Below are 22,368 nucleotides of genomic sequence, written 5' to 3' on the forward strand. Positions count from 1 at the left end.
ACCCCGCCCGACCACCCCACGAACACCTGCACCACCGCGCGATCAGCGCCATTGCGAAGGAGCAAGCACATGTCCGCAGACTCGAGTCCGCGCCTCATCAGCGCACAGCTCGTCGGCCTCGACGAGGACCTCGGCGCCACGTCGACCGACGTCATCCGGGTGCTCGCCGATCGCGTCGCCGCGACCGGCCGCGCCGCCGACGGCGCGACGCTCGCCGACGACGCCATCAAGCGCGAGGCGAGCGTCGGAACGGGCGTCCCCGGCGGCATCGCCATCCCGCACGCCCGGTCGGCGTCGGTGTCCGAGCCAACGCTGGCGTTCTCGCGCCTGGCCCGGAAGGTGCCGTTCGGCGCCCCGGACGGCGACGCCGACATCGTCTTCATGATCGCCGTGCCCGAGGGGGCGGACAAGGACCACCTGACGGTCCTCTCGACCCTGGCCCGTGCGCTCATCCGCGAGGACTTCACCGCCGCGCTCCGTGCCGCGACCACCCCCGACGAGATCGTCCGGTTGGTCGACAACGAGGTGAGCGGCGAAGTGGCCGAGGCCGGCGTCGGGAAGGCGAGCGGTGCCTCCGAACCGGCCACCGCGCCGGAGGCGGGCCGCAAGGTCTTCGTCGGCGTCACCGCCTGCCCGACCGGCATCGCGCACACCTACATGGCGGCGGATGCCCTCGTCGCCGCAGCTCAGCGTGCCGGTGCCGAGATGCACATCGAGACGCAGGGGTCCTCGCAGGTCGAACCCCTCGACCCGGCCCTCATCGCCCGTGCGGACGCCGTCGTGTTCGCGGTCGACGTCGACGTCCGCGATCGCGGTCGGTTCGCCGGCAAGCCGCTCGTGTCCGGACCCGTCAAGCGCGGTGTCGACGAGCCCGACAAGATGATCGCCGAGGCCATCCGCGCCTCGGAGGACCCGCACGCCGCACGCGTGCAGGGTGGTGCCGCCGTCGAGGGCGAGTCCACCGCCAAGAACGAGCACTTCGGCCAGTCGCTCAAGCGCTGGCTCCTCACCGGCGTCAGCTACATGATCCCGTTCGTGGCCGGCGGCGGACTGCTCATCGCGCTCGGCTTCCTGCTCTCCGGGTACGGCATCGCGCTGAACCACGGCGACTCGGGCATGAGCAACGCTGCCTACACGCTGACGAACTCGACGCTGCTGAACCTGCCGCCGGAGGGCCTCGGCTACTACCTCGGCGCCGCCGCGTTCCAGATCGGACAGGTGTCGCTCGGGTTCCTGGTCGCAGCACTCGCCGGGTACATCGCCTACGCCATCGCCGACCGCCCGGGCATCGCACCGGGCTTCGTGGCCGGGTCGATCGCGGTGTTCATGAACGCCGGGTTCCTCGGTGGCCTGGTCGGTGGCCTCATCGCCGGTGCCGCCGCGTACTGGATCGGGCGCATCCCGACCTGGCGCTGGCTGCGTGGTCTGATGCCGGTCGTGATCATCCCGCTGTTCGCGTCGATCATCGCCTCGGGCCTCATGCTCCTGGTGCTCGGTGGCCCGATCGCCTGGGTCATGACCGAGCTCACCGCCTGGCTCAACTCCCTGTCGGGTGCCTCGGCCGTCCTGCTCGGGATCATCCTCGGGCTGATGATGGCGTTCGACCTCGGTGGTCCGGTGAACAAGGTGGCGTACGCGTTCGCCGTCGCCGGGCTCGGTGCCGGGACCGCCACGAACGTGGTGCCGTTCGAGATCATGGCCGCCGTCATGGCGGCCGGCATGGTGCCGCCGCTCGCACTCGCGCTCGCCTCGACCGTGCTCTACCGCAAGGGCTTCACGAAGCCGGAGCGCGAGAACGGCAAGGCCGCGTGGCTCCTCGGTGCGTCCTTCATCTCCGAGGGTGCGATCCCGTTCGCCGCAGCCGACCCGCTGCGCGTCATCCCGGCGTCGATGGTCGGTGCCGCGATCACGGGTGCGATCTCGATGGCTGCCGGCGTGACCTCGCGAGCGCCGCACGGCGGGATCTTCGTCTTCTTCGCGATCGGTGACGTCCTGATGTTCGTCGTCGCGATCCTGGCGGGGACCGTGGTGTCCGCGCTGGTGCTCGTCGCCCTGAAGAAGTGGGTCCGTCGTCCGGTCGCGACGCGTGCTACTCGGCGATGTTCGCCGTCACCGCGTCGATGTACGCCGCCCGCTCCTCACGCGAGTGCGGGCGCCCCGGGACGCCCGGTCGCTGCTCCCACGGGAACGGCCCGGCCTCGTGCCGGTACTCGATGCCCATGGCCTCGAGCCGGGCGGTGTGCTCGGCCAGGCGTCCGCGGAACTCGGCGAGGTCGCGCGGCCCGGTGACGTCCGCCGACCACAGTGCCTCGGCGAGGGCGGCGACGCGGGGGAAGAGCTGGTAGTCGAGCCGACGGGCGGAGTCGACGTGCTCCGTCCACATGTTGCCCTGGCCGCCGATGACGTGGGCGCGCTCGGCGTCGGTGAGTCCGGACGGCACCGGGTCGAAGGCGAAGACGTCGTCGACGGTGAGCACGATCGACACCGGGATCGGCTCGGTCGGCAGGTCGCTCTGGCGGTAGTCGAGGTACACCTGGTCGTCCGGCGACGAGATGACGTCGTGCCCGCGGCGGGCGGCGGTCCGTGCGCCGGTCAGCCCGCGCCAGGAGACCACGGTCGCCGAGGGGTCGAGCGTGCCGCCCTCGAGGATCTCGTCCCACCCGAACGCCCGCCGGCCGTGCGACTCGACGTGTGCGGCGAGCTGTCCGATGATCCAGGCCTGCAGCTGTTCCTCGTCCTGCAGCCCGAGCTCGCGGATGCGCTCCTGGGTGCGGGGGTCGGTCTCCCACTGCACCTTCGGGCACTCGTCGCCGCCGATGCCGATGTAGCCGGAGGGGAAGAGCGCGATGACCTCGTCCAGGACGTCCTTGAAGAAGACGATCGTGGCGTCCTCGGCGTTCAGGACGTCGTCGGCGATGCCCCACTCCGTCCACACCTCGACCGGTTCGCCCGTGACGCCGAGCGACGGGTAGGCCGCCAGTGCGGCGCGGACGTGCCCGGGGGTCTCGATCTCGGGGACGACGGTGACGAACCGGTCGGCCGCGTACGCCACGATCTCGCGGACGTCGTCCTGCGTGTAGTACCCGCCGTGCGGGCGGCCGTCGAACCCGGCGACCACGAGTGTGCCGTCCGGCCCGGGGACGTGCGCGCCGACCTGGGACTCCCGACGCCAGGACCCGACCTCGGTCAGGCGCGGGTACTTCCGGATCTCGATCCGCCACCCCTGGTCCTCGGTGAGGTGGAAGTGCAGGCGGTTGATCCGGTGCGCGGCGAGCTGGTCGACCACCCGCATGACCTCGTGCTTCGTCCGGAAGTGCCGGGCGACGTCGAGCATCACGCCGCGCCAGGCGAAGGCGGGGGCGTCCTCGACGACCACGGCGGGGACGGACCACGGACCGGTCGCGACCCGGCCGCGGCGGTACACGTCCGGGGGCAGCAGCTGCAGCAGGGCCTGCACGCCGTAGAAGACCCCGGCGGGCGAGCCGCCGACGACGTCGACGCCGTCCGGCGTCACCGTGAGGCGGAACGACTCCACTCGGTCGCCCTCCGGCGTCGTCGGGCCCGCGGGCAGGGACGGGTCGTCGGCGACGCGCAGCGCGATCGTGCCGGCCCCCGGTGCCGTGTCGTCGAGGGCGTCCCGCACCGGCAGCCCGGTCGATCCCCGCAGGGTCTGCTGCAGGTACAGTCGGACGGACTCGCTCGCCGGGTCGGCGGCGATCCGGGTCGACGGGGTGATCGCGAAGGCCCCGACACCGGGAGCGGTGCGGCGCGGTCGTGGGACGAGCATGTCGGAGCCACCATTCCTCAATGATCTTTCGTAATGTGGAGGCTATGGCCGTGCAGCAGACCGTGTCAACGACCCCGGGCGCCGTCGGGACGACCCCGGGGGTCCTGCGGCAGATGAACTCGCGGGCGATCCTCGACGAGCTCCTGCGCGACGACGTCTCCCGCACGGTCACCGAGCTCGGCCGCACGGTCGGACTCTCCCGCCCCACGGTCGAGGCGGCGCTCGCCGACCTGGTCGACGAGGGCTGGGTGACCGAGGCCGAGGCGATCGCCACCCCGAACAAGGCCGGTCGTCGCGCCAAGCGCTTCGCCGCGGACGCGTCGGCCGGCTCCGTGCTCGGCGTGGACCTGGGCCTGCACGGGATCGTCGGCGTGCGCGCGGACCTGCGCGGCGTCACGCTCGCCCGCGTCGAGGAGCGCTACACCGACCTCGCCGACGCCGAACAGGCCTGGTCGAGCGTGCAGGACGTCGTCCGTCGGCTGACGGCGCCCGTCGGAGGTACGGTCGGCGGCTCCGTCGGTGGTGCGCCGGTGCTCGGTGCCACGTTCGGCGTCCCGGCGGTCGTCGACCGCGACGGCGCGATCGACTACACGGTCGCGGTGCCGGAGTGGGTCGAGCGACGGGTGCCCGGCCGGATCCAGGACCTCTTCCCCGGGGTCGCCACCTTCTTCGACAACGACGCCAAGCTGGCGGCCACGGCCGAGGCCCGGTGGGGGCGGTTCCACGGCGTCCGGGACGCCCTGTACCTGGTGATGGGTCGGCAGATCGGTGCCGCGCTGGTGGTCGACGGCTCGTTGGCGCGCGGTGCGCGCGGTGCGGCCGGGGAGATGGGCGGCATCGCCTCGACGGGCTGGCCCGCCGCACCCGCCCGCCTGGAGGCCCGGATCCCGTCCGGCACGGACCTCGAGTCCGTCTTCGCGGCGGCGGCCCAGGGCTCGGTGTCGGCCGTCGAGACCGTCCGTGCGTTCGCGGCCGACGTGGCACCCGGCGTCGTGCAGCTCGTGACGACGATCGACCCCGAGGTCGTCGTCGTCGGTGGCGAGGTCCTGCCGGCGGCGGAGGTGTTCTGCGCCGCGCTCGACGAGATCGTCACGCCACAGCTCCGGCACCCGGTGGTGTTCGCCCCGTCGACCGTCGGTCGCGACGCCGTCGCCCGGGGCGCGCTCGCCCGGTCGCTCGCCCACGTCCGGTCCGCTCACATGGGACTCGGCTGACACCCAGGGAGCGTGCCGGGTCCTGACAGGGCGTTCAGGGATGCTGGGGGCATGACGACTGCCGTGACCGCCCGTGCCATGACCGTCGCCAGTGGCGACTCCACCGCCCCGTCGGACCTCGGCGGCCTCTCCGGCCTGGTGCTGCAGCTGATCGACGCGCTGGGGGAGTGGGGCGTCGGGCTGATGCTCTTCGTCGAGACGGTGTTCCCGCCCATCCCGTCCGAGGTCATCCTGCCGCTGGCCGGGTTCCTCGCGGGTGCCGGCCAGATGAACCTCGTGCTGGTCCTGGTGCTGGCGACGATCGGTTCGTACCTCGGGGCGCTGGTGCTGTACTGGCTCGGCGCGAAGATCGGGTTCGAACGCACCACGCGGTGGTTCGGCAAGCTGCCCCTCGTCGACGAGGACGACTTCCGCAAGGCAGCCGGCTGGTTCCACCGGCACGGCAAGAGCGCGGTGTTCTTCGGCCGGTTCGTCCCGATCGTCCGCAGCCTCATCTCGTTGCCGGCCGGCGCCGACCGCATGCACCTCGGCACGTTCTCGGTGTTCACGATCATCGCGAGCGGCATCTGGAACAGCGCGCTCGTGCTGCTCGGTGCCGCGTTCGGGTCGCAGTACGACCAGGTCGAGGCGTACACCGAGTGGATCGACCGCGTGCTCTACGTCGCGATCGCCGCGGTCGTGGTGACCTTCGTCGTGCGCCGGGTCCGCCGTGTCCGCGCCGAGCGGCGCACGGGCGGCCCCGACGACGACCACGACGACGCCGCCGGCAGCCCTGCCGTGGGCGGTGCCCGGGGTCGTCGTCGCGCCGAGCCCGCCCGCGACTGAGCCTCAGGCCTTCGTCAGCGCCGACTCCTTGTGGGCGGCCTGCTTGCCGCTCTTCTCCGACTCGACGATCCAGTACGGGTCGTCGTCGGTCGGCCTGAAGTGCTGCCCGTCGAACTCGAAGTCGCTCGTCCGCTTGCGCACGAGCGTGCCGGTCGTCCTGCCCTGCGAGGTGTTCCAGTGCACCTCGTCACCCTTCGACAACGCCATGCTGTCCTCCTTGCGCGATTCCTCGTCCTGGTGGAGGTCGGACTGTACCCCGTCGATCCCCGGGAACTCAGGGAAGTACGGCGATCACGATGTCGTAACGGCCATGCGGATCGAGAGTCGGACGCGTACCGTTTCCCATGAGCCCACACGCCGGCAGGCGCCGCGGAACCACGGGCTCCGGACGGGACGACGGACACCATGACCCTGCTGGACAGCGCGCGGGCGGACACCGTCCTCTCTGCGCGGTACCGGCTCGTGAAGCTCATCGGCACCGGCGGCATGGGATCCGTCTACGAAGCCCGTGACGAGCACACGTACCGGGCCGTGGCCGTGAAGCTCTTCGCGACCCCGGACAAGATGACCACCGCCGACCGTGTCCGCCAGGAGCGCGAGATCCGGCTGCTCAGCATGCTCTCCCACCCGGGCCTCATCCCGCTGTACGACGCCGGCACCCACGAGTTCGAGGACGGCCCGCACCGGTTCATCGTGATGGAGCTCATCGCCGACACGACCCTCCTCCGCCGGCTGTCCGAGGGTGCCCTGCACAACTACGAGGTGGCCGACCTCGGTGCGCAGCTCGCCGACGCCCTGGCCTACGTGCACTCCCGCGGCATCGTGCACCGCGACGTCAAGCCCGCCAACATCCTGATCAGCGACGAGGGCTCGTCCGGGTTCGCCCGTACGGTCAAGCTCACCGACTTCGGCGTCGCCCACTTCGTCGACGGTTCCCGCCTGACGAACGACGGCACGGTCATCGGCACCGCCGCCTACCTCAGCCCGGAGCAGGTCGCCGGCGAACCGATCAGCTTCGCCACCGACGTGTACTCGCTCGGGCTCGTCCTGCTCGAGGCGCTGACCGGCAAGCAGGAGTACTCGGGCACCCTCATCGAGGCCGCACTCGCCCGGCTCCGCCGCGACCCCGAGGTCCCGGACGACGTCGCCGACGAGTGGCGCGAGCTGCTCAGCCGGATGACGGCCCGCGACCCGGAGCGCCGGCCCACCGCGGTCGCCATCGCCAACGCGCTGCGCGGCGGCTCCACCCAGATCACCGGCCCGGTGCCGCTCGGTCCGGAACGCGTCAAGCACCAGCGCGACCACCGCATGCACCGTGCCGCGCACCGGCACGCCAAGCGCGGCACGTTCTCGGCGGTGCGGCGCTGGCGGCGGCGGAACGTCCTGGTCGGGTCCTTCGCGGCCTTCGGCGTCACCGCGGCCTGCGTGGCCGCCTACGTCGCGGGCGCCCTGCACTGACCCGCTCGGCGGCTCCGTGCTCCGGGTACCGGAGCACCCTGGCAGGATGGACAGCATGACCGACCAGCGCTGGATCAAGATCTGTGGCCTGTCGACGCCCGACACCGTGGACGCCGCCGTCGACGCGGGTGCCGACGCCGTCGGGTTCGTCTTCGCGGCGGGCAGCCCCCGGACCGTCACCGCCGACCTGGCGAAGGAACTCGTCGAGCGGGTGCCGGACGGCATCGACGCCGTCGGGGTCTTCCGGGACCAGAAGATCGACGAGATCGTGGGCATCGCCTCCGAGGTCGGGCTCACGACGCTGCAGCTGCACGGTGGCGAGTCGGCGTCCGACTTCGCCCGCGCGCGCGACGCCGGCTTCTTCACCATCCGGGCCATCGCGGCCGAGGACTACCTGCGCGAGACGCCCGAACAGCGCGCCGCGTTCGACCACGACCTGCTGCTGCTCGACGCCGCCGTGCCCGGCAGCGGTCGCCTGATCGACCCGGCCACCATCGAGGGCGTGGACGAGGCCTGGATCCTCGCTGGCGGGCTGACCCCGGCCAACGTGGTCGCCGCGGTCGAGGCGCTCGACCCCGACGGCGTCGACGTGTCGAGCGGGGTCGAGTCCGAGCGCGGCGTCAAGGACCCCGCCAAGATCCGCGCCTTCGTCGAGGCCGTCCGCAGCCTGGGCTGAGCGCCCGGCCGCGTCGGTCGCGTTCGCGGCTCTGGACGCGACCGCGGACGGACAGGAGGCGCGGTGCGGGCCCGCCACGGGCCTCCCGTCCGCCGCGCGGTCAGCGCAGGGTGGGGATGAGCTCCGTCAGGAACGCGTCCGTGTCCTCCCAGCCCTGCACCGCGTGGCAGGGGACCCCGAGCGCCTTCACCGGGTAGTCGTTGCCCTCGGGGTCGAGCCGGTCGCCCACGAAGAGCATGTCGTCGAGTGCGATGCCGGTGATCTCGGCCAGGCGCTGCATGCCGTAGGCCTTGTCGATGCCCTTGCGGGTGATGTCGATGCTGGTGGAGCCGCCCGATCGGACCTCGAGGTCGGGCAGGTCCTGCTGCACCAGGCGGCGCAGGTGGTCCTTCTTCTCGCCGGTCGGGTCCCACTGCTTCTTGACGTCCACCGGGGCGGACTGGCCGAGTGCGGAGAACGTGATCTGCGACCCGCGGTCCTCGAGGATGGCGCCCCAGGTCTCGGACTCCCAGTACCCGGCTTCCTGCGCACGGGCCTCGACCGCGGCGAGGGCGCGGTCCTTCTGCTCCTCGGTGAGGTCCTCGGCGTACTGCAGTGCCCAGTCCTGGTCCTCCCAGCGGTAGTACCGGGTGCCGCAGGTGGGCAGCAGGTGCAGGGCGTCGAGCGTCAGGCCGTCGCGCTGCCGGAGCGGGGTGACGAGCTGCTGCTCGAACTGGGTGAAGTTGCCGCCGGAGATGACCGCGACCGGCACGACCTCGAGCAGGGACGCGAAGGTCTCGAGCATGCGGGGGTCGAGGGAGGACTTCGACGGGGCGAGCGTGTCGTCCAGGTCGAAGGCGACGAGGCGGGGGGTGGTCATGCCCCCGATCCTGCCAGAGCCCGCCGACCAGCCGCAGGGTGCGACCATCCGGGCGCCCCGGTGCTGCGCGAAGTCTGCGGGGTCACGCGCGGTGCGTGGCGGGCACCCGGTCGCGAGCGTAGGTGATGTCGGTGTAGCCGTGCGGTGCGGGGTTGCCGTCCTCGTCGAGGTTCACGAAGACGACCTCGTCGATCGTCAGGATGCTGCGGTGCGTGAAGAGGTTGCGCGCCTCGGCCCGCATGGTGAGCGACGTCCGGCCGAACCGGGTGGCGACGAGGCCGATCTCGACGATGTCGCCCTCCTTCGCCGAGGACAGGAAGTTGATCTCCGACATGTACTTCGTGACGACCTTGCCGTTGCCGAGCTGGATGATCGCGTAGACCGCGGCCTCCTCGTCGATCCAGCGGAGCAGGCTGCCGCCGAACAGGGTGCCGTTGGCGTTGAGGTCCTCCGGTCGCACCCACTTCCGGGTGTAGAAGTTCATCTCCGGCGGGGCGTCGTCCTGGTGCTGATCCATGTCACGTCATGGTACGCCGACGGCCGCGCCCCCGCAGGGACGCGGCCGTCGTGGCGATCGCGGGCGGCGGTGCCGCCGGAGCTCACTCCTTGACGAGGACGACCTCGTCGAGGGGGATGCGGGTGCGCGGGGCGACCTCGCGCTCGGCGGCCTTGTCGTCGAGCTGCAACGGGTGCGCGACGGTGCCGACGGCCGTGACCGTGTACGGCAGGAAGCGCTCGGGCAGGTCGAACGCGGCACGGAGCCCGGCGGCGTCGATGCCCGCCATCTGGTGCACGTGCAGGCCCTCGGCGTGCGCCTGCACGGTCAGCGCGGCGAGCGACTGGCCGAGGTCGTACTGCGCGAAGGGGCGCTCCTCGCCGTCAGCGGTCACGGTCTCGAGCACGCCGACGACGAGGGCGCTGGCGCGGAAGGCCCAGGCGGCGTTGAAGCCGAGCAGGTTCTCGTTGATCTTCCGGAACGTCTCGGTGCCGCGGCGGCCGGCGATGAAGCGGCGGGGCTGGAAGTTCATGGCCGAGGGTGCCCAGCGAGCGGCCTCGAGGACGGCGTCCAGCTGGTCGTCCGAGATCGTCGCGGTCTCGTCGTAGGAGCGGGGGCTCCAGCGCTCCTCGAGCAGCGGCACGAGCGGCTGGCTGGAGTCGGTGGACCGGGTGAGGGTGTCGGCGTTCGTCGAGGTCATGATGCGCTCAACGGTATTCGATGCGTACGCATTTCCGACCTGAGTGACGTCACATCACCGCCGGCAGGTGCCAGGATGGACGGGATGGGTGGCGTGTTGACCGGCTTCGCGATCATCGGCGCGATCATCGCCGGTGGGTACGTCGTCGGACGTATCGGCCTGCTGGGCCCGCACGCGCAGTTCGTGATGAGCCGGCTCGCCTTCTTCGTGCTGATGCCGTGCCTGCTGTTCCACACCATCGCGACCGCCGACATCGCGTCGCTGCTGTCCTCGATGCTCTGGGTCTCGTTGCTGAGCGCCGCCGTGGTCGCCCTCGGTGCCGCCGCCGTGTTCCGCTTCGTGCTGCGCCGCCCCGTCACCACGACCACCGTCGGCGCCCTGGCGTCGAGCTACGTGAACGCGAACAACATCGGGCTGCCGGTGGCCGTGTACGTGCTCGGCCAGGCGACCGCGGTCGTCCCGGTGATCCTGCTGCAGCTCGTCGTGATGGCCCCGATCGCGCTGACGATCCTCGACGCGGCGACCGCGGGTGGCGGCGGATGGGGACGACGGATCGCGGGGCCGCTCCGGAACCCGATCATCATCGCCTCGCTCGTCGGGCTCGTGTGCTCGGCGACCGGGATCACGCTGCCCGACCCGGTGCTCGAGCCGTTCTCGCTCGTCGGCGCGGCCGCGGTGCCCGTCGTGCTGCTGTCGTTCGGGATGAGCCTGCACGGTGCGACCCCGCTGCGGGACCCGGCCATCCGGACCGACGTCATCGTGGCGTCGTCGATCAAGCTCGTGGTGATGCCGGCCGTGGCGTTCGTGTTCGCCCGGTTCGTGTTCGGGCTCGGCGACCAGGAGGTCTTCGTGCTCACCACCCTCGGCGCCCTGCCGGCGGCGCAGAACGTCTTCAACTACGCGCAGCGGTACGGGGCAGCGGTCCCGGTGGCGCGCGACGTCGTGCTCATCTCGACGCTCGGCTCGGTGCCCGTGCTCGTCGCGATCGCCGCCCTGCTGCACCCATAGCGCGCCCTGGACGCGCGACGCCGGCGTGTGGCCGCCCGGAAGACGCCGTCGTGTTGTCGAGACGCCTCGATGTCGCCGAGACGCCGCCGCATTCGGCGGCGTCTCGCGCTCTTGCGGGCGTCCTGCGGACACGCCGGCGTCTTCCGCGCCGTGGTCGCGCGACATGGCGGACGGGAAGCCCGTGGCGGGGGTGCACCGGGCCTCCCGTCCGGCTGTGGTGGCGACCACCGCGGATGGTGAGCAGAAAAGGTCGGGTGGCGGTCGCAGACTCGACCGTTCCTGCTCACGAAGCGCGGACGGCACGCGCGTACCCTGGCGGGCACACGGGGCGGACCGCCTCGTGACCGATGACCACGACGAGGAGACCGGCGATGGACACGATGGCGATGATGAAGGACATGTCGATGACGGACATGCCCATGGAGATGGACATGGACATGATGCAGGACACGATGATGGCGATGAACGCCGCGTCGATGGCGGCGACGATGTGCTCCGCGGCCGACATGCGGATGGGCGGCGAGATGGCCACCTGCGCCGCGATGTGCTCGAACACCGCGATGCTCGCCGACACCGGCATGCGGATGATGATGCGTCCGATGGGGATGGACACCGCCGCGATGCAGGCGATGCTCATGGCCGTCGTCGCGATGGGCACCGCGTGTGCCGCCGAGTGCCGTCAGCACCAGGACATGGACGAGTCGTGCCGCTACTGCGCCATGGCCTGCGACGAGATGGTGTCGAAGTGCCAGGCGATGCTCGACTCGATGGCGGCCTGACCCGCTCCGTGCGCGCTCCGCGACGCGTGCGCGCTACGCGACGCGTGCGGTGGTCTGTCGACCGCCGGCGCTGAGGATCTCTGCGACCGGGTGGTGGGCGACCGGCTCGCCGACCGACAGGACGCCGTCGGCGTCCGCCACCCGCAGCTGCGTGATGCTCCCGTCGAGGAACAGCACCACGGCGTCGGCTGCGCGGGTCTCGACGACGATGCCGTCGCGCCATGCACCGGGGGCCGCGGTCGCCATGAGGCGCTGGATGGGAAGGATCGTCGTGCGGGACATGGCTTCACCTGCTCTCGAAGGGGTTCGGTGCAGGAAACCTACGTCGGCGTGACGGACGGCTCAATCACGGCGGACGCCGGGCGTAACAGAGTCGGACGTGCGCCGATCCCGGGCCGGGCCGGGCCGGACGGGGCCGGTGACCCGACTCCGGTCAGAAGATCATCGGGCGGTCGTCGTCGAGCGACGTGTCCAGGTCGAGGTCGACCACCACGGGGACGTGGTCGCTCGGGGCGTCGCCCTTGCGCTCGTTCCGGTGGATCGAGGCGTCGGTGACGACGTCGGCGAAGGCCTGCGAACCGAGGACGAAGTCGATGCGCATGCCCTCGTTGCGCGGGAACCGCAGCTGCTTGTAGTCCCAGTAGGTGTAGCCGTCGGGCACGATCGGGCGGACGACGTCCTGCAGGCCCCGCGCCTCGAACTCGCGGAACGCGGCGCGCTCGGGCTCGCTGACGTGGGTGGACCCCTCGAAGACCCGCATGTCCCATACGTCCTGGTCGAGCGGTGCGACGTTCCAGTCGCCCATCAGCGCGAGCGGGGTCTCCGGCGACGCCTCGATCCACTCCGAGGTGCGGTCGGCCAGCTGGGCGAGCCAGTCGAGCTTGTACGTGTAGTGCGGGTCGCCGAGCTCGCGGCCGTTCGGGACGTAGAGGCTCCAGAGCCGCACACCGTCGACCGTGACGCCGATCGCGCGGGCCTCGACCGGCAGGTCCGGCCCCTCGTGGCCCTTCAGGAACCCGGGCTGGCCGGGGAAGTCGCGGGTGATGTCGTCCATCGGCAGCCGGCTGGCGAACGCGACGCCGTTCCACTGGTTCAGGCCGTGCGCCTCGACGTGGTACCCCGCGGCCTCGAACTGCTCGACCGGGAACTGCTCCGGCTTGCACTTGATCTCCTGCATGCCGAGGACGTCGACGTCCTCACGCACCAGCCAGTCGACGATCCGACCCACTCGGGTGCGGACGGAGTTCACGTTCCAGGTCGCCACGCGCATGGAACAAGAACCTACCGGTGCTGACTGACGACGAGGTCGGCACGTGCGCCGTCTGTGCGGCGGGCGCGACGTGCGCCGTCTGTGCGGCGTACGGCACGATGGTGTTCGCTGGAGGCCAGCAATCGACCGCACGGAGGCAGCAATGGCATCGACGACCAACCGCGTCGACGGGACCCCGACCGGGACCACGACCGGAGCCACGCTCGGCACCGGGGCCGGGAGCGCCCAGCCCGCCGGCACCACCACGACGCAGGTCACCGCCAAGGGCAGGACCATCATCGACGACACGGTCGTCGCGAAGGTCGCGGGCATCGCCGCCCGCGACGTCCCCGGCGTCTTCGCGCTCGGCGGCAACGCCTCGCGGGCGTTCGGCGCCATCCGCGACGCCATCGGCTCGAGCGCGCTCGGCCAGGGCGTCCGCGTCGAGGTCGGTGAGACCCAGGTCGCCGTCGACCTGACCATCGTCGTCGACTACCCGACGCCGATGATGGAGGTCGCCTCCGCGGTCCGTGCCGCCGTCACGAACGCCGTCACCGAACTCGTCGGCCTCGAGGTCACCGAGGTCAACATCGCCATCAACGACGTGAACATCCCGGCGCTCAACGGCGTCGCGGACGAGCTCGACACCCGGGACGGTCGAGTCCGGTGAACGCCACCGTCGTCGGGATGGGCACCGGCGCCCTGCTCGCGATCGTCGCCGTGACGCTCGGGTTCTGGGCGTTCGTCGTCGTCGCCGTCTGCATGGCGGTCGGTGCACTGGTCGCCCGCATCGTCACGGGCGACGTCGACTTCCGCCGCCTGCTCGACGTGCTGCGCGGACGCCGGAGCTCGTCGTGAGCGACGCCGCCGTCGCCACGACCGGCGACAGCGGCGTCCGGCTCCGCGGCTCCGACCGCATCGGCACGTCGGCGCTGGTGCACACCGCCCAGGCGGTCGCCGCCGAAGCGCTGCGCGTGGCCTTCCGGGAGGTCCGTGCCCGGGTCGCCGACGACGGTCGCGGCGCGCTGGCGGTCGAGATCACCGCCCCGCTCGCCCTGCCGGTGCTGGGCTCGCACGCACTCCCCGACGAACCCGTCGTCGCCACGGCGCACCGGGCTCGCGGCACGATCGCCGAGCGCTTCCGCACCATCACCGGCCGACAGGTCGCCCGCGTGACCGTGACCTTCGCCTCGTCGGTCGTGGACACCCCGCGGAGGGTCCGGTGACCGCCGCGACAGCCGTCGGGAGCACCGATCCGGTCGTCCCCGCCGGCCCCTCGCACGACGACCACCACGCCACCTACCGCCGCCTGCTGCGCCGCGAGACCCACGTCTCCCGCTCCGGCGCCGTCGTCGTCGCGATGCTCATCGCCCTGGTGCTCGCCGCCGCCGCGGTCTTCGCCGGCGCACTCGTCCTGCTCGACCAGAACGTCCTGGGCGTCGACCCCCGTGCCGTGGTCGACGCCGCGCTCGCCGCGCCGGACGGCCTCGACACCACCATCGTGATCGGCATCGCCGCCGTCGTGGCCCTGATCGGCCTCGTGCTCCTGCTGCAGGGGATCCTGCCCCAGCGCCGTCCGCGGCACGTGATGTCGTCCGACCGGCTCGCAGTCGTCGTCGACGACGAGGTCCTGGCCTCTGCTGCGGCCCGCGCCGCCCGATCCGCGACCCGTCTGGGCGCCGACGCCGCCGTGGGCACCGTCGGCCGCCGCACGGTCGACGTCGTGCTCCGTCCCGCAGCCGGGGTGGACGTCCCCGCGGTCGCCGCGACCGAGGCCGTCGAGCGGGAGTTCGCCGCGATCGACGCGCACCCGACGCTGGCCGCGCGGGTCCGGGTGCAGCCGACCGGGCGGGTGGACGGATGAACGCCACGAACCGCGCGCTCGGCCGCGCGGCGCTCGTCGTGCTCGGGCTCGTCCTGCTCGTCGCCGGGGTCGCCGCGATCCTGGTGCAGACCGCCCAGGGGTTGCCCCTCGTCGCATCGTGGTGGCGCACGGTCGGCGATGCCCTCGCCGGACTCGGCACCGGGGCGTCGCGTGACGACTCGGTGTTCGCGTGGACCTGCGTCCTCGGCGGTGGCGTCGTGCTCGGTGTGCTCGCACTCGTGGTGCTGACGACGCTCGGCGGTGGCCGCGAGAGCACCGTCGTGGACAGCGACGGTTCGGCCGACGGCGTCGCCGGCTCGGTGCGCATCGAGTCCACGGCCGTGCAGCACGCGCTCTCCTCGGCCATCGGCGACATGCCCCAGGTCGGCTCGCTCGCCGTCGACGTCTACCGCGTCCGTGGTGGTCGGGCGATCCGGGTGCGGGTCCGTCCGCGCCGGGGTGCCGCGCCGCGGGAGATCGCCGAACGGGTCGAGGCCGTCGTCGCCGACCTGGACGCCCTGCTCGGTGAGCGCCTGCCCGTGCTGCTCGAGATCGCCCGTGGTGGGTCGGGGTCCTCCCGCCCGGACCGCGTGCACTGAGCGTCGCCGTGGTGCGCTCGATCGGTGGACTGCCCCGGCCGGGTGAGACCGTCCCGGTGCCGCGCGTGGTCACCGACGTCGCCCGAGGGCGTGAGGTCGCGCTCGTCTGGCACAACCAGATCGGCGGGACGACGTTCCGGATCGGACCGGACGCGCACGCCGACGAGTTCGTGAAGGTGCTGCCGCGCGCCTACGGTTCGTGGATCAGTGGCGAGGCCGCGCGGCTGACGTGGGCGTCCCGGTACGCCCGGGTGCCGGAGGTCATCGGCCACGGCTCGGACGACGACGGCGTCTGGCTGCACACCCGTGCCGTGCACGGGTGGAGCGCCGTCGACCCGCGCTGGCACGACGAACCCCGGACCGCGGTGGTCGCGGTGGGGGAGGGCCTGCGCGCGCTGCACGACACGTTGCCCGTCGACGACTGCCCGTTCACGTGGGCGACCGCGGACCGGCTCGATCGTGCGCGCCGGGCTGCCGCCGACGCCGACGCCGTCCGCGGCCCGGGCGGTCTCGGTCCGGAGCCGACGAGTGACCGGATCGTCGTCTGTCACGGTGACCCGTGCACGCCGAACACGCTCATCGGTGCGGACCGGCGGTGGAGCGGGCACGTCGACCTGGACGCGATGGGGGTCGCGGACCGTTGGGCCGACATCGCGGTGGCGACGATGGCGCTCGAGTGGAACTACGGACCCGGGTGGGAGCCGCTGTTCCACCGGGCGTACGGGCTGCCGGACGACCCGGAGCGCACCGCCTGGTACCGGGCGCTGTGGAACGCCGGCGACGACGGGATCGACGAGCCGGAACCGGGGTCGATCGGCTAGAAGGCGACCCCGCGAGCGCCCATGAAGGGCACCGGGTCGGTGGTGGCGCCGTTGATGTGCACCTCGACGTGGCTGTGGCAGCCGGTCGACGCCCCGGTGGAGCCGACGAGCGCGATGAGCTGCCCCGCGGAGACCTGCTGGCCGGTGGCGACCCGGAAGCCGCCGTCGACGATGTGGCCGTACGCGGTCTGCACGCCGCCGCCGTGGTTGATGCGGACGTAGTTGCCGTAGCCGCCGTACCAGCCGACGTAGTCGACGGTGCCGGCCGAGGCCGCGACGATGGGCGTGTAGCAGCCGCTCGCCAGGTCGGTGCCCTCGTGCATGGTGACGACGCCGGTGATCGGGTGGACGCGGTACCCGTAGGGGCTGATGACGTAGCCGCTGGCCGGGCGGACCCAGCCGGTCCCGGAGCCCGCGCCGACGGAACCGCCGCCACCCGAGCCGCTGCTGCCGGTCGAGCCGCCGCCTGACGGAGCGCCCCCGCCGGAGTTCGCGGCGGCCTGTGCGGCGGCTGCTCGCTGCGCGGCGGCTGCGCGCTCTGCGGCTTCGCGTGCGGCCTTCTCCTCCGCCGCCTTGCGGACGCGCTCACCCTTGGCGAACTCGGCTTCGGTCCGGACGCGGCCGGAGGTCAGGGTCGCGAGCTGGGCGTCGAGTCGGGCCTTGTTCGACTGCTGCTCGTCGTAGGCGGCCTGCACGGCGTCGGACGCCGCCTGGGCTTCCTGCATGCGGTCTTCGGCTTCGGCAGCGAGGTCGCCCAGCGCTTCGGCGGCGCGGTCGGCCTGTGCCTCGAGCGAGCTGGCGACGGCGGCGTCGGCGCTCGCGGCGGCCTGCACACGCTCGGCCTGCTCGGAGAGCTTGCTCAGCGCACCGAGGTTGTACAGCAGGTCACTGGCGTCTTCGCCCTGGGTGATCACCGAGGTCGTGACGTCGGCACCACCGGAGCGGGACATCTGCGCGGCGAACTGCCCGGCCTGCGCGGCGCTCTGGTCGGCGACCTTCGCGTGGTCCTTCGCGTCGGCGCGGAGCTGCTGCTCCTTCTCGGCCGCGGTCTGGGCCTTGCGCTGTGCCTTGTAGAACACGTCGCCGAGCTTCTGCGCCTTCGCCTCGGCAGCCTCGACCTTGGCGTCGAGTTCGCTGATGATGCCCCGGATCTCGGTGATCTGGCCCTGCTTCGCGGATTCCTTGCCGCGGGCGGACTTCACTTCGTCCCACGTGGGGTAGGTCACCGCCTGGGCGGCCGGAGCGTCGGCGATGACCGTGCCGACGAGGCCCGCGAGTGCCAGACCGGTGACGGCGAGGCGCAGGCGCACGGGGACACGGTGGGCGCGGGGGCTGGTGGGACGAGACATCGAGCACGAGCCTATACATCCGTACAGCGAGCATCGGACGGCAACGCGCCGCTGTGGACAACTTCAGCAGTGGATCAGAAGCCGCGGTCACGCCGGATGACGTCGGCGCTCCCGACGACGTCGCGCCGCAGGATCGCCTGCCCGGGGGTGCCGGCGTAGTCGTAGACGTCGAACCCGGTGCAGTGGGTGATCGTCGCCGGGGGGCCGAGGGAGTCCTCGACCGCGGTGGTCCAGAGGTCGTGCGAGCCGACCACCACGAAGCTCGGGTCGGCGTCGCGGTAGGCGCCGAGGTCGACGAGCCACGGGTACGTCTCGAAGGTGTCGCGGACCTGCAGCAGCCCGACGTTCGCCGCCGCGTAGGTGGCGAGGGGCCGGACCGTCCAGAACTGCCCGACGCCGGTGACCTGGCGTCCGTCGGCCCAGCGGTCCAGGCACGCGGCCGCCGGGTACCGCGCGGTCGACACGGCGTGGGCGGTGCCGGGGGCCACGGCGATCCCGGTCGCGAGGACGGCGGCCATCGCGACCGCCACCCCCGCCCGGACCCCGCGGTGCGGGCGGTGCACGCGGGTACGGCGGACCGCGGTGCGGGTGAGTTCGGCCACGGCGACGATCGCGAGCAGCGGTGCCGTCACGATCGGCTGCAGGTAGCGCGGGGTCTCGGACCCGGCGACGACGACGCCGACGGACACGGCGACGACGGTCACCAGCGGCAGCACCGTCGCGACCAGCACGGTGCGTGCGGTGCGGACCCGCCAGGCCCAGACCGTGCCGCCGACGGTGACGAGCACCCCGGCGAACAGCAGCAGGAGCCCGAGGTCGCCCGGTGCCGTGCCCGCCCGGTCGTCGGTCAGCGCCGCGAAGAACCGCAGGGTCTCGCCGGCCCGCGACGGCTGCACGTACGTCGCCGGGTCGAGGGAGACGAACGGCCGGAGCGGGATCCGCACGAGGTACCCGACGACCGATCCGACCGTGACGGCACCGGCGAGCAGCGCAGCGGGGCGCCACGGCACCCGCCGTGCCAGCACCAGGAGCCCGAGGGTGACGACGACGGGAGCGGCGGACCACGGCACGTACAGCGGGTTCGACGCGGTCGTGCACGCGGCGACGAGTCCGAGCACCACGAGCAGGGGCACCGACGCCCGGCCGAGGCGCACCGCCCGCAGCACCAGCACCGCGGTGCCGAGCACCGCCAGCACGGCGCCGTAGTAGTAGGTCGTCGTGAGCAGCAGGGACGCCAGCTCGAGCGAGGTCGCGGTCGCCGACGACTCGGTCAGCACGAGCAGCGTGACCAGGCCGAGAGCCCCCGCCGACACCGCGATCCGGGCGGGGCGCCCAGCGGACGGCATCAGTTCGTTCGCAGCGGCACGCACCAGCGCGTAGACCGCGAGGAGCACGAGCACCCCGTTCAGCGCCAGGGCCTGCTGCGGGGTCCCGGTCACCAGCGAGCAGAACAGGTACACGGGCAGCTCGGGGAAGAAGAACAGTGCGGGCGACATCGCCCACTCGAACGGCTGGCCGGCCTGCAGCGAGCGCTCGACGAGCGGCAGCAGCACCGAGTCACCGTCGTACCAGAGCAACGCCACCCGTTCCGTCGCGACGACGTGGCGCAGGGCGATGACGGCCAGGGCCAGCGCGACCAGGCCGCCCAGGGCCTCCCGTCCGATCGTGACGGCCACCCCACCGGTCCGGCGGCCGCCGGACGGAGCCGGCTCCACGGCGGGGCGACGCGGTGCTCGGGACATGCCCCGGAGCGTACCGAGGCCGCCTCGGTGCCGGTACGCACAGACCCACAGGCTGGGGGAGCGCGTTGCGGGCCCGACCGACTACCCTTGTGCGCTGTGACCGACGCGCGCGAACAGTTGATCCAGTACATCTCCTCCGAAGCGGTGTTCCACGGCGACTTCACCCTGACCAGCGGGAAGAAGGCGACGTACTACATCGACCTGCGGAAGGTCAGCCTGGACCACCGCGTCGCGCCGCTGATCGGCCAGGTCATGACCGAGCTCGTGCAGCAGGTGCCGGACGTCTCCGCCGTCGGTGGCCTGACCATGGGCGCCGACCCCATCGCCAGCGCCGTCCTGCACCAGGCCGCCGCCCAGGGCCTGACCTACGACGCCTTCGTCGTCCGCAAGGAGCCGAAGGACCACGGCCGCGGCAAGCAGGTCGAGGGACCGGACCTCAAGGGCAAGCGCGTCGTCGTGCTCGAGGACACCTCCACCACCGGCGGCTCGCCGCTCAAGGCGGCCGAGGCGCTCGAGCGCGAGGGCGCGATCATCGCCGCCGTCGCGGTCGTCGTCGACCGGGACACCGGTGCCAAGGAGACGATCGAGGCGGCTGGCTACCCGTACTTCGCGGCCATCGGGTTGGCTGATCTGGGGCTGACCGCGTGACCGAGGAGCGTCCGGACGACGCACGCGAACCCGACGGCACCGCCGGCCCGGCAGACGGGGACGACGGCCTGGAGGCTCGGCGTGCGTCCGGATCGGACGCTCCGTTCCACGGTCTCCGCAGCGCTGCGGACATCTTCGGGGCTCCGCGCGGCGAGGAGGACTGGCCGTCGCGGCGGGAGCGCCGCGAGGCCGAGCGAACCGCCCGTGAGACGGGCGCGCCGCTGCCGGAGCCGTTCGTGGCCGAGGGGGAGGCGGAGGGCGCCGAGGCTGCTGCTCCTGCTCCTGCTCCTGCTCCTGCTGCGCCGGCTCCTGCCGCTTCCGCTCCGGCGCTCGACGACGGCGCGACCCAGGCCATCTCGATGCCGCCCGAGCTGCTCGCACCCTCCGAGAACCCCGACGCCGTCGTCGAGCACGAGCGCTCCACACTGCACGACCGGATCCCGGCCGCCGCCGACGTCGCGCCGGACTCCACCGCGCCGCACCCGTCGTCGATCGTGCTGCCGACGGCGCAGACCCACCGCGACGAACGAGCTGCCGCGTCGAAGGCCATCGAGGACGAGCGTCGCCGCGTCGACCCGTTCGGCGAGGGCCGCGCCGACGTCGACTGGCTCGGCCGCGCGACCGGCAACCACCCGGAGTCCGTGGCGCCCGCTGCTGCTATTCCCGCTGCGCCGCAGCCCCTCGGCGTCGAGAACGTGCTGCCGCCGACCGAGGAACCGCCGACCTTCACCGACCTGCTGCGCATCACCAGCACCGGGCCGGTCCCCACGCAGACGGGCGGGCACGACCGGCCGTTCGACTGGGCGCTCGGTGACGACGAGCCCGGCGAGGTCCCGGCGACGCTGACCACCGACTCGTTCGACACCACCGCGCTGTCCGCCGGGTCCTGGTCGCTCGCCGACGAGTTGGACGACGAGGACGAGGTCGTCGCCGGCGAGGTCGACACCCCGGCCTCCGGGCTGCCGCAGGCACCGCGGACCTACCCGGTGCCACCGGCGGTCCCCGTGCCGCCGGTGGTGCCCCCGGCGGTCCCGGCTGCTGGCGCCGCTGCTGCTGCCGCTGGTGCCGCTCCGTCGGAGGCGACCGAGGCCGTGGACGTGCCCCGTGAGCCCGCCGGAGACGACGTGCCGGACGCGACCGAGGGCCTCCAGGCCGATGCCCCGACCACCGCGATGCCGGCGGCCGGGACGCCCTGGTGGTCCGAGCCCGACGCGACCGTGCCGCCGACCGCCGCAACGCCGCTCGTGGAGCCCGCTGCGGGTGCCCAGGAGTACCCGGCGCACCTGCCGCCGTCGGTGGGGCAGGACCTCGACGCCGTGCTCGGCCTGCGTGGGAACGACACCGGTCCGCAGCCGGAGTCCCTTCCCGCTGCGGCGCCGGACGACCTGGACCAGTCCGAGTGGGACGGCCGCGAGACCAGTGACACGAGTGCCATCAAGGACCTGTTCGGCACCGAGGCCGTCGGGCAGCTCGGCGGGACCGGCTACGACCCGGAGGACACCGGGACGCGGATGATGCCGGCGGCTGCCGTGCCAGCGGCTGCTGCCGCTCCTGCTGGTGTCCCCGCGCCCGCTGCTGCTGCTGGGCGGCCGGCCGGCGGTCCGGACCGGCAGCCCGGCGATCGCGACAACTTCATCAACGAGGGCTTCGCGCGGCTGCGGAACGAGGGCAAGCGCGGCAAGCAGCTGCTGATCTACGGGTCGATCGCGCTGATCCTCGTGCTCATCGTGCTGGTGTTCCTGCTGTCGAAGTGGATCCTCGGGAACAACATCGCCGACCAGGCCGTGCCGACGAAGTCGCCGGTGGCTGCCTCGTCGGCGCCGGCGACACCGAGCGCTGCGCCGTCGGCGTCGGCCTCGCAGCCGGGTGACGCGGCAGCACCGGCCGCCACGCTGCAGTTCGCCACGACCCCGGCCCTGCCCGGCGAGCACCCGTGGACCGACCTGGCCGGCGGGGAGTGCCTGTCGCCGTTCACGAACGCGTGGTCGCAGACCTTCACGGTGGTGGACTGTGCGACGCCGCACATCGGGCAGCTGACCGCACGCCTCGCCGTCGAAGGTGACACCTACCCCGGTGCCGAGGCCCTGGCGACCCAGGCGGCCGACCAGTGCCAGTCCGACACGGCGCTGAACGCCTCGGCCGCCGCTGCCGTGGGGGACGTGCAGGTGCAGGGCTCCTACGCGCCGGACCAGGCGACGTGGGACCAGGGTGACCGGTTCATCGCGTGCTTCGTGACGCGCTCGTCGGGGCAGCCGCTGACCGGGTCGTTGGCGCCGGGGGCGTAGGCGGGTCTG

The 22,368-nt window shown here is 72.6% G+C and carries 24 protein-coding genes and 1 pseudogene; 15 read left to right on the plus strand and 10 right to left on the minus strand.

The window, feature by feature from the left end; genetic code table 11:
- Positions 1-69: 69 nt before the first annotated feature.
- Entirely contained in the window at positions 70-2,289 is a 2,220-nt protein-coding gene (locus DEJ06_RS09905; protein ID WP_258372592.1) for a fructose-specific PTS transporter subunit EIIC, read from the plus strand.
- Positions 2,290-2,305: 16 nt separating this feature from the next.
- Here DEJ06_RS09905 and DEJ06_RS09910 read toward each other — a convergent pair.
- A pseudogene (locus DEJ06_RS09910) lies at positions 2,306-3,787 on the minus strand (beta-N-acetylhexosaminidase); the annotation flags it as partial.
- 44 nt (positions 3,788-3,831) lie between these two features.
- Between DEJ06_RS09910 and DEJ06_RS09915 the strand changes: the two are divergent.
- Both DEJ06_RS09915 and DEJ06_RS09920 read left to right on the plus strand, forming a co-directional pair.
- Entirely contained in the window at positions 3,832-5,001 is a 1,170-nt protein-coding gene (locus DEJ06_RS09915; RefSeq protein ID WP_181436769.1) for an ROK family transcriptional regulator, read from the plus strand.
- A gap of 51 nt (positions 5,002-5,052) precedes the next feature.
- Positions 5,053-5,826: a DedA family protein gene (locus tag DEJ06_RS09920; protein ID WP_253183683.1), complete on the plus strand. Its 774-nt coding sequence runs from the start codon at positions 5,053-5,055 to the stop codon at positions 5,824-5,826.
- A 3-nt stretch (positions 5,827-5,829) separates the two neighbouring features.
- On the opposite strand, the gene DEJ06_RS09925 is transcribed toward DEJ06_RS09920, so the two are convergent.
- The gene (locus DEJ06_RS09925; RefSeq protein ID WP_027464869.1) at positions 5,830-6,033 is read right to left on the minus strand and encodes a DUF2945 domain-containing protein; all 204 of its coding nucleotides are present in this window, start codon (positions 6,031-6,033) and stop codon (positions 5,830-5,832) included.
- Positions 6,034-6,231: 198 nt separating this feature from the next.
- Between DEJ06_RS09925 and DEJ06_RS09930 the strand changes: the two genes are divergently transcribed.
- Positions 6,232-7,284: a serine/threonine-protein kinase gene (locus DEJ06_RS09930; protein WP_110864242.1), complete on the plus strand. Its 1,053-nt coding sequence runs from the start codon at positions 6,232-6,234 to the stop codon at positions 7,282-7,284.
- A 55-nt stretch (positions 7,285-7,339) separates the two neighbouring features.
- On the plus strand, positions 7,340-7,960 hold the full coding sequence (locus DEJ06_RS09935; protein ID WP_071404336.1) for a phosphoribosylanthranilate isomerase: 621 nt from the start codon (positions 7,340-7,342) through the stop codon (positions 7,958-7,960).
- A 100-nt stretch (positions 7,961-8,060) separates the two neighbouring features.
- On the opposite strand, the gene DEJ06_RS09940 is transcribed toward DEJ06_RS09935, so the two are convergent.
- The 3 genes from DEJ06_RS09940 to DEJ06_RS09950 form a co-directional block, all read right to left on the minus strand.
- The gene (locus DEJ06_RS09940; RefSeq protein ID WP_111039178.1) at positions 8,061-8,819 is read right to left on the minus strand and encodes an HAD-IIB family hydrolase; all 759 of its coding nucleotides are present in this window, start codon (positions 8,817-8,819) and stop codon (positions 8,061-8,063) included.
- Positions 8,820-8,901: 82 nt separating this feature from the next.
- Complete coding sequence (locus DEJ06_RS09945) at positions 8,902-9,336, minus strand: acyl-CoA thioesterase (protein ID WP_017886352.1); 435 nt, start codon at positions 9,334-9,336, stop codon at positions 8,902-8,904.
- A gap of 82 nt (positions 9,337-9,418) precedes the next feature.
- Positions 9,419-10,015: a nitroreductase family protein gene (locus tag DEJ06_RS09950; RefSeq protein WP_111039179.1), complete on the minus strand. Its 597-nt coding sequence runs from the start codon at positions 10,013-10,015 to the stop codon at positions 9,419-9,421.
- Between the two features lie 84 nt (positions 10,016-10,099).
- Here DEJ06_RS09950 and DEJ06_RS09955 point away from each other — a divergent pair, with 84 nt between their 5' ends.
- Positions 10,100-11,023 carry an AEC family transporter gene (locus DEJ06_RS09955; protein WP_111039180.1) on the plus strand — a complete coding sequence of 308 codons (924 nt, stop codon included), beginning with the start codon at positions 10,100-10,102 and terminating at the stop codon, positions 11,021-11,023.
- A 283-nt stretch (positions 11,024-11,306) separates the two neighbouring features.
- On the opposite strand, the gene DEJ06_RS18265 is transcribed toward DEJ06_RS09955, so the two are convergent.
- Complete coding sequence (locus DEJ06_RS18265; RefSeq protein WP_181436780.1) at positions 11,307-11,456, minus strand: hypothetical protein; 150 nt, start codon at positions 11,454-11,456, stop codon at positions 11,307-11,309.
- Here DEJ06_RS18265 and DEJ06_RS09960 point away from each other — a divergent pair.
- A complete protein-coding gene (locus DEJ06_RS09960; protein WP_232536581.1) occupies positions 11,455-11,802 on the plus strand; it encodes an aldehyde dehydrogenase in 348 nt (115 codons plus the stop codon). The genes DEJ06_RS18265 and DEJ06_RS09960 overlap by 2 nt on opposite strands.
- Positions 11,803-11,835: 33 nt before the next feature.
- Here DEJ06_RS09960 and DEJ06_RS09965 read toward each other — a convergent pair whose 3' ends face one another.
- The gene (locus DEJ06_RS09965; protein WP_027464862.1) at positions 11,836-12,084 is read right to left on the minus strand and encodes a hypothetical protein; all 249 of its coding nucleotides are present in this window, start codon (positions 12,082-12,084) and stop codon (positions 11,836-11,838) included.
- A gap of 151 nt (positions 12,085-12,235) precedes the next feature.
- On the minus strand, positions 12,236-13,072 hold the full coding sequence (locus DEJ06_RS09970) for an exodeoxyribonuclease III (RefSeq protein ID WP_111039182.1): 837 nt from the start codon (positions 13,070-13,072) through the stop codon (positions 12,236-12,238).
- 142 nt (positions 13,073-13,214) lie between these two features.
- Here DEJ06_RS09970 and DEJ06_RS09975 point away from each other — a divergent pair, with 142 nt between their 5' ends.
- From DEJ06_RS09975 to DEJ06_RS10000, 6 genes are read left to right on the plus strand one after another with little or no spacing between them, the layout of a single operon-like run.
- Positions 13,215-13,721: an Asp23/Gls24 family envelope stress response protein gene (locus DEJ06_RS09975; protein ID WP_071404342.1), complete on the plus strand. Its 507-nt coding sequence runs from the start codon at positions 13,215-13,217 to the stop codon at positions 13,719-13,721.
- The gene (locus DEJ06_RS09980; RefSeq protein WP_027464859.1) at positions 13,718-13,909 is read left to right on the plus strand and encodes a DUF2273 domain-containing protein; all 192 of its coding nucleotides are present in this window, start codon (positions 13,718-13,720) and stop codon (positions 13,907-13,909) included. The genes DEJ06_RS09975 and DEJ06_RS09980 overlap by 4 nt, the downstream gene beginning before the upstream one ends.
- Complete coding sequence (locus DEJ06_RS09985) at positions 13,906-14,277, plus strand: hypothetical protein (protein WP_110858768.1); 372 nt, start codon at positions 13,906-13,908, stop codon at positions 14,275-14,277. The genes DEJ06_RS09980 and DEJ06_RS09985 overlap by 4 nt, the downstream gene beginning before the upstream one ends.
- The gene (locus DEJ06_RS09990; protein ID WP_111039183.1) at positions 14,274-14,915 is read left to right on the plus strand and encodes a hypothetical protein; all 642 of its coding nucleotides are present in this window, start codon (positions 14,274-14,276) and stop codon (positions 14,913-14,915) included. Before DEJ06_RS09985 ends, DEJ06_RS09990 begins: the two co-directional genes overlap by 4 nt.
- Positions 14,912-15,514, plus strand: coding sequence for a hypothetical protein (locus DEJ06_RS09995; protein ID WP_111039184.1), 603 nt, complete (start codon positions 14,912-14,914; stop codon positions 15,512-15,514). Before DEJ06_RS09990 ends, DEJ06_RS09995 begins: the two co-directional genes overlap by 4 nt.
- 8 nt (positions 15,515-15,522) lie before the next feature.
- Complete coding sequence (locus DEJ06_RS10000) at positions 15,523-16,335, plus strand: phosphotransferase (protein WP_111039185.1); 813 nt, start codon at positions 15,523-15,525, stop codon at positions 16,333-16,335.
- Here DEJ06_RS10000 and DEJ06_RS10005 read toward each other — a convergent pair.
- Positions 16,332-17,684, minus strand: coding sequence for a M23 family metallopeptidase (locus tag DEJ06_RS10005; RefSeq protein WP_111039186.1), 1,353 nt, complete (start codon positions 17,682-17,684; stop codon positions 16,332-16,334). The two genes, DEJ06_RS10000 and DEJ06_RS10005, sit on opposite strands and share 4 nt — an antisense overlap.
- Before the next feature lie 74 nt (positions 17,685-17,758).
- On the minus strand, positions 17,759-19,426 hold the full coding sequence (locus tag DEJ06_RS10010) for a hypothetical protein (protein ID WP_146245824.1): 1,668 nt from the start codon (positions 19,424-19,426) through the stop codon (positions 17,759-17,761).
- A 96-nt stretch (positions 19,427-19,522) separates the two neighbouring features.
- Here DEJ06_RS10010 and pyrE point away from each other — a divergent pair, with 96 nt between their 5' ends.
- A complete protein-coding gene (pyrE, locus tag DEJ06_RS10015) occupies positions 19,523-20,074 on the plus strand; it encodes an orotate phosphoribosyltransferase (RefSeq protein WP_071404348.1) in 552 nt (183 codons plus the stop codon).
- Complete coding sequence (locus tag DEJ06_RS10020; protein ID WP_111039188.1) at positions 20,071-22,359, plus strand: septum formation family protein; 2,289 nt, start codon at positions 20,071-20,073, stop codon at positions 22,357-22,359. The genes pyrE and DEJ06_RS10020 overlap by 4 nt, the downstream gene beginning before the upstream one ends.
- The last annotated feature ends 9 nt before the right edge of the window (positions 22,360-22,368 follow it).

This window comes from Curtobacterium sp. MCLR17_051 (assembly GCF_003234395.1).
GTDB classification, from domain to species: Bacteria; Actinomycetota; Actinomycetes; order Actinomycetales; family Microbacteriaceae; genus Curtobacterium; species Curtobacterium flaccumfaciens.